Origin of the sequence: Halomonas rhizosphaerae (genome assembly GCF_030012485.1) — a bacterium.
GTDB lineage: Bacteria > Pseudomonadota > Gammaproteobacteria > Pseudomonadales > Halomonadaceae > Halomonas > Halomonas rhizosphaerae.
In genome coordinates, this window is the sequence record NZ_JASCQQ010000006.1 from 72,880 (window position 1) to 79,288 (window position 6,409).

Here is a 6,409-nt window from a genome sequence, read left to right on the forward strand (position 1 = left end):
CCTCCCCCTCTTTAGTGGTCGTGGCTGCACAGCATGAGGGAGAACCTCCGATACGTCACCTTTGCGTCATGCTCGGGCAGTCGCCGGCTTATACCACGAAAGGGTCCACCGGCGTGCTGGGACCGAATACCGTCTCGATGATCTCGGCAGCCTCCAATACCAGGTCGTCACGAAAGCGATCGGCATACAGCTGAACGGTCATCGGTGCATCATCGATAGGCCTGGTCGGCACTATCGTTGCAGGGATGCCCAGCAGGTTGCCGGGGGTCACGAACCACTGCATGTCCAGCATCAACTGACTGCCAGCGGGAGAGGCGACATCAGCGTCATGCGCGAACGGCGCCGAAGGCCAGACGGGTCCGAGGACAATCGGATATTGTGCAAAGAACGTCGACCAGGCCCGGCCAAGACGCGAACGCTCCTGATGCAGCTTGGCATGTGTCACCGACGGGTCGACCTTCGCGATCAGGGCATCCATGAGCACCGCCACCTCCGCGCTGAGCAGGGGGCGTATCGACTCGGCCGTGAGGCTCAGGTCGTACATCTGGAACTGCGTCCAGAGATGGTTGATCAGCTCGATTTCCGGCGGGATCGCCTCCTCCACCTGGTAACCGGCGGAAGCAAGCGCACTCCCTGCCGCCCTCACGCTGGCGACAATCGCGGGATCAAGCACGCTACCGGGCAGTGAGGTGACCATGGCCACACGACGGGCCATGCGGGGGCCTTCCAACGCTACCGTGACCGAACGGGGGTCACGAACGTGCTGCCGGTGAACCAGTTCCAGCACGAGCCTGAGATCGGCCACACTGCGCGCGATGGGGCCATCCGTCAGCATCACCTGGGCACTCAGGAAACCGTCTCCAGCACCACCGTAGGGCACTCGTCCCTGGGTGGGCTTCAGCGCCGCGACACCACAGCAGAAGGCGGGATTACGCAGTGACCCCCCGATGTCGTTGCCAATCCCCAGCGGTGACATGCCAGACGCCACCGCAGAACCTTCCCCACCACTACTGCCACCGGCAGTCAGCTGGGCGTTCCATGGATTGCGTGTCAGCCCTCTGAACGGGTTACTCGTGGAGACCCGCAGGCCCATTTCCGGCATATTGGTGCGCCCGATAAGAATGGCGCCGGCGGCGCGCATCCGCTCGATGACCGGCGCATCCTGCTCCGGCAACGCATTGGCATTCACGGCCAGGCCGAAGGTGGTCGGGGTGCCGACGCAATCGATGTTCTCCTTCACGGTGATCGGCACCCCGTGCAGGGGCGGCAGATCGCGCTTGCCCTTCTTCTTGCGACGGACATCCGCCGCATCCGCCGCCTCACGCGCCGACGTGCGCAACATGACAGTAACGGCATTGAGCATCGGATTGACCGCTTCGATCCTCCCCAGATGCGCATCAACCACCTCGCGGCTCGATACATCACCGGATTTGATGAGGGCCGCCAACGTCGTGGCGGACTGCCGCCAGAGGTCTTGCGAACGGTTCATGGCAGTGGATGAGGCACGCATTTTCATGATTTCAATTCCTTTGTGTCCGTGACACCCGCTAACTGAGGCGGCACGGAGATGCGATCTCGCATCATCACGGCGTACTGCCATCGGTAATGATGATCCAGAAGGCGGTATGGATGGCGAAACCACAACGGCAATACATACATAAAGCAAAAGCTAAAAGACCGATTAAAAAAAGCGCGGTCGAGGCCGCGCCATTCATCGCATGGCCGTTCATGCCATGGTTCAGGCCCTCATGAACAATCCATAGCTGCCCAGCGTTCTGCGCTCAGTTGCGCTGCATAGCCTCACTAAGGGTCTGGTTGCCGTCGAGATCCTCGTATTTGTCGCTACCATAGTCGCCGGATTCGCCATCATCGCTTGAGCGAACCACGAGCTCGTCATCGTTGCGAATCTGTAAATCATCCAGCTTGTAGCCCATCTCGTCCTTGCCGAAACCGAGGAAGCCTCCTTGAGAAATCACGACATAGATATCGTTATTCTGGGTGTCGCGAACCACACGTTCCACGTCACCGATTTCATCATCGTCTTCCTGGCTATAGACGGCATAGCCTTCGATCTCGCTGACCTTCATGTTGGTCAGGTCATTGCCATCTGCGGACTGGTGGTCCTGAGAGTTCTGTTCTGGATCCTCTTGCGCTGGATCCTCTTCATCCGGATCACGCATTTCTGCCTCGGCCTCTTCGGCGCGCTCAACCTCTACGTCGGCTTCACCTGTCTGTTCGACTGTGACGTTGGGCTCGGCCTGTTCGACAGTAACGTTGGGGTCCGGCTGCTCGATGGTGACTTTGGGGGGCTGTTGCTCGACAGTCACATCCGGCGACTGTTGCTCAACCCGAATTTCAGCCGGCTCTTGCTCGACATTGACATCAGCCGGCTCTCCCTCGACGCGAACCTCGGTTCCCTGACCTTGCGATTCCTGGCCGATTTCACCGCCTTCCTGGTTCATCTTCTGCTGTTCGTTTTGCTGCGCACTCTCCTCCTCGGCAAGGAGGCCTTGGGAAATCCCGATACTTAGGGCGCCAACTGCGATAGCAATTGCGGTCCTTTTCATCCTTTTCTCCTTATGCATTAGCTTGCCTATGGCCAGCTGTCATGCATCTTATGAGGAAGACGCCGCAGAATTGTCGGCGAATGATGCAAGATGCTCGTTCAGTTCAGGCACTTCCCTTACCACTCACAAGTAGAGCATAGGAGGTAAATAAGACGCTTTCTGTGCGCTAATGAACATAGCCCGACTATTTCATAGGACATGAAAAGACGACTACAACCGTCTATGATTCAAGCTCATGAACAAACGTTAACCCCGACAGCCGCCTTTCTAAGCAGCCAAGGGCCGCCAGCTCACCGCCGTATTTCGACGGGGGTGTGTCACTTCCGATGGCGACGCTCCCTGCTGCTTCGCCAACTGAATCGCGAGATGGGCCTGACCCGCGCCAACTGGATGACGTCCGTACCTCGCGCCGTTGCCCGCACAAGACCAGGACCATGCTCCGTCAGAGGGTCTTTGACTTGGCGCCAAGTCATGAGGACCTCAGTGATCACCGTACCGGAGACTGGCGCCTGCCCCATCACAGCGGTAGCTAGCCTATATGTGAAAGGCCGGGCACTTTGCCCGGCCTTTCGCGAATTAGGCAGCCAGCGGCGGCCTCCCTCACTTTAGTGGTCGTGGCTGACCAGCATAGCCGCTAGAATGGACGCTTCCGACCCTTTCTGACCCCTTCCCCGATGGAGAACTCCCCGATGCGTCACCTTCTCGTCATGCTCGTGGTCGGCGTGCTGGGCTTCGGCCTGGCCGTGGACCATGCCGATGCCCGCCGCCTGGGTGGCGGCAAGAGCTTCGGCAGCCAGTCCCGTACCGTGGAGCAGCAGCCCGCCGCCACCCAGAACCAGGCCGCCGGCAACCGCGCCACCCAGGCGCGCCCCGGCTCACGGATGGGCGGCATGCTCGGTGGCCTGCTCGCCGGCGGCCTGCTCGCTGCGCTCTTCTTCGGTGGCGCCTTCGACGAACTGCGCCTGATGGACATCCTGCTGGTCGCCGGCGTGGCCTTCCTGCTCTTCAAGCTGTTGGCCCGGCGCCGGCTGGCCATGGCCGGTGGCCCCGGCCAGCCGGATGCCAACGCCGGTCCCCAGCGCTTCCAGGCCGAGCAGGCACCACTGGGCAGCGGAGCCGCCTTCGCCTCGGAACCCGAGTGGTTCGACCGGGAACGCTTCCTCGGCGGCGCCAAGGAGCATTTCATGACCCTGCAGCGCGCCTGGGATAACAACGACTTCGCCGGCATCCAGGAGTACGTGACGCCGGAGCTCTACAACCTGCTGCGTGAGGAGCGTGACCGGCAGCCGGCCAACAATCGCACCGAGATCGTGCGGTTGTTCGCCGAACTCGGCGACATCCGCGAAGTGGGCCAGGAGGCCGAGGCCACGGTGATCTTCCACGGCATCATCGCCGAGAACGGGGAAGAGAACGAGTTCAACGAGACCTGGCACCTGACCCGCCAACTGCGCGACGGCGCCCCCTGGTACCTGCAGGGGATCGAGCAGAACCCCGGCGCCTGACCCCCACGGAGTGACAGGTCGAGACGTAAAAGGCCGGGCATGGTGCCCGGCCTTTTCTATGTTCCACCACCGAGGGGGGGCGATCAGTTCTGGGCGTCCTCGGCCGTCTCTTCCATCTCCTCGCCCGCTTCTTCCATTTCTTCGCCCATCTCGTCCATGGACTCGTCGATATTCTCGCCTGCCTCCTCGGCCGGCCCCTGCTCCTCTTCGCAGGCCGCCAGGCCGACACCCAGCATGGCGATCAACAGGGCCAGGCCAAGCTTGCGCATCATGGTGTTCTTCATGCTCATCTCCTTCTGAGACGTCCAGGTCCATTGGGGTCGTGCAGAAAAACCCTAGCCGCTGCCAGACGACCTTTCCACTCCGGCTTGCAACATCATGTAACGGCGTGAGTGCCGCACATGAAAAAACCCCGTGCTCTTTCGAACACGGGGTTTTCTCGGAATAAGTGCCTGACGATGACCTACTCTCGCATGGGGAGGCCCCACACTACCATCGGCGCTGAGCGGTTTCACTGCTGAGTTCGGCATGGGATCAGGTGGTTCCCGCACGCTATGGTCGTCAGGCGAAAAACGGTGAATCATGCTGGCGAGAACGTCTCGTCGTATCCGGCTGTCGGTCGCCATCGGCAGACCGCTTGGGTGTTATATGGTCAAGCCTCACGGGCCATTAGTACCGGTTAGCTCAACGCCTTGCAGCGCTTCCACACCCGGCCTATCAACCAGCTGGTCTCGCTGGGCCCTTCAGGAGGCTCGAGGCCTCGGGGATGTCTCATCTTGAAGGGGGCTTCCCGCTTAGATGCTTTCAGCGGTTATCCCGTCCGCACATAGCTACCCGGCAATGCCACTGGCGTGACAACCGGAACACCAGAGGTGCGTCCACTCCGGTCCTCTCGTACTAGGAGCAGCACTTCTCAAACATCCAACGCCCACGGCAGATAGGGACCGAACTGTCTCACGACGTTCTAAACCCAGCTCGCGTACCACTTTAAATGGCGAACAGCCATACCCTTGGGACCGACTTCAGCCCCAGGATGTGATGAGCCGACATCGAGGTGCCAAACACCGCCGTCGATGTGAACTCTTGGGCGGTATCAGCCTGTTATCCCCGGAGTACCTTTTATCCGTTGAGCGATGGCCCTTCCATACAGAACCACCGGATCACTAGAACCTACTTTCGTACCTGCTCGACGTGTCTGTCTCGCAGTTAAGCACCCTTATGCTCTTGCACTCAATGCACGATTTCCAACCGTGCTGAGGGTACCTTCGTGCTCCTCCGTTACGCTTTGGGAGGAGACCGCCCCAGTCAAACTACCCACCACACACGGTCCTCGATCCGGATCACGGACCTGAGTTAGAACGCCAATGATGCCAGGCTGGTATTTCAAGGTTGGCTCCACCCGAACTGGCGTCCGGGTTTCCAAGCCTCCCAGCTATCCTACACAAGCAACATCAGCGTCCAGTGTGAAGCTATAGTAAAGGTTCACGGGGTCTTTCCGTCTAGCCGCGGGTACACAGCATCTTCACTGCGATTTCAATTTCACTGAGTCTCGGGTGGAGACAGCGTGGCCATCATTACGCCATTCGTGCAGGTCGGAACTTACCCGACAAGGAATTTCGCTACCTTAGGACCGTTATAGTTACGGCCGCCGTTTACCGGGGCTTCGATCAGGAGCTTCGCGTGAGCTAACACCATCACTTAACCTTCCGGCACCGGGCAGGCGTCACACCCTATACGTCCGCTTGCGCGTTTGCAGAGTGCTGTGTTTTTAATAAACAGTTGCAGCCACCTGGTATCTTCGACCGGTTCAGGCTCGGGGAGCAAGTCCCGTCACCCTATGCCGGCGTGCCTTCTCCCGAAGTTACGGCACCATTTTGCCTAGTTCCTTCACCCGAGTTCTCTCAAGCGCCTGGGTATTCTCTACCTGACCACCTGTGTCGGTTTGGGGTACGGTCCCACTGTATCTGAAGCTTAGAGGCTTTTCCTGGAAGCGTGGCATCGATGACTTCCTGACCGTGGTCAGTTCGTCTCGTCTCTCGGCCTTGGGGAACCGGATTTGCCTGACTCCCCAGCCTACTGACTTTCACCAGGACAACCAACGCCTGGCTCACCTAGCCTTCTTCGTCCCCCCATCGCAATACAGTGAGGTACGGGAATATTGACCCGTTTCCCATCGACTACGCCTTTCGGCCTCGCCTTAGGGGCCGACTCACTCTGCTCCGATTAGCGTCGAACAGAAACCCTTGGTCTTCCGGCGGGGGAGTTTTTCACTCCCCTTGTCGTTACTCATGTCAGCATTCGCACTCGTGATACCTCCAGCAGACCTCTCGATCCACCTTC

The 6,409-nt window shown here is 59.7% G+C and carries 5 protein-coding genes and 2 rRNA genes; 1 reads left to right on the plus strand and 6 read right to left on the minus strand.

All coding sequences use genetic code 11. From position 1 onward, the window contains the following. Positions 1–88: 88 nt before the first annotated feature. From QLQ86_RS02380 to QLQ86_RS02390, 3 genes are all read right to left on the minus strand, one after another. A complete protein-coding gene (locus QLQ86_RS02380; protein ID WP_282815798.1) occupies positions 89–1,516 on the minus strand; it encodes an amidase in 1,428 nt (475 codons plus the stop codon). 67 nt (positions 1,517–1,583) lie between these two features. Then, positions 1,584–1,730, minus strand: coding sequence for a hypothetical protein (locus QLQ86_RS02385; RefSeq protein ID WP_282815799.1), 147 nt, complete (start codon positions 1,728–1,730; stop codon positions 1,584–1,586). Positions 1,731–1,781: 51 nt separating this feature from the next. Beyond that, positions 1,782–2,567, minus strand: coding sequence for a DUF6470 family protein (locus tag QLQ86_RS02390; protein ID WP_282815800.1), 786 nt, complete (start codon positions 2,565–2,567; stop codon positions 1,782–1,784). Positions 2,568–3,256: 689 nt separating this feature from the next. Here QLQ86_RS02390 and QLQ86_RS02395 point away from each other — a divergent pair. Continuing rightward, positions 3,257–4,069 (plus strand): Tim44 domain-containing protein, encoded by an 813-nt coding sequence (locus tag QLQ86_RS02395; protein WP_282815801.1) that lies wholly within the window; start codon positions 3,257–3,259, stop codon positions 4,067–4,069. Positions 4,070–4,152: 83 nt separating this feature from the next. On the opposite strand, the gene QLQ86_RS02400 is transcribed toward QLQ86_RS02395, so the two are convergent. The 3 genes from QLQ86_RS02400 to QLQ86_RS02410 all read right to left on the minus strand — a co-directional run. Continuing rightward, complete coding sequence (locus QLQ86_RS02400) at positions 4,153–4,353, minus strand: hypothetical protein (protein WP_282734039.1); 201 nt, start codon at positions 4,351–4,353, stop codon at positions 4,153–4,155. A 166-nt stretch (positions 4,354–4,519) separates the two neighbouring features. Continuing rightward, positions 4,520–4,635, minus strand: a 5S ribosomal RNA gene (rrf, locus tag QLQ86_RS02405). Between the two features lie 82 nt (positions 4,636–4,717). After that, positions 4,718–6,409: ribosomal RNA gene (locus QLQ86_RS02410) — 23S ribosomal RNA — on the minus strand; the annotation flags it as partial.

What these genes read in the sequence shown, in the direction of transcription:
- QLQ86_RS02380 (WP_282815798.1), bottom strand. Translation starts at nt 1,516, where the DNA reads ATGAAAATGCGTGCCTCATCCACTGCCATGAACCGTTCGCAAGACCTC.
- QLQ86_RS02385 (WP_282815799.1), bottom strand. Translation starts at nt 1,730, where the DNA reads ATGAACGGCCATGCGATGAATGGCGCGGCCTCGACCGCGCTTTTTTTA.
- QLQ86_RS02390 (WP_282815800.1), bottom strand. Translation starts at nt 2,567, where the DNA reads ATGAAAAGGACCGCAATTGCTATCGCAGTTGGCGCCCTAAGTATCGGG.
- QLQ86_RS02395 (WP_282815801.1), top strand. Translation starts at nt 3,257, where the DNA reads ATGCGTCACCTTCTCGTCATGCTCGTGGTCGGCGTGCTGGGCTTCGGC.
- QLQ86_RS02400 (WP_282734039.1), bottom strand. Translation starts at nt 4,353, where the DNA reads ATGAAGAACACCATGATGCGCAAGCTTGGCCTGGCCCTGTTGATCGCC.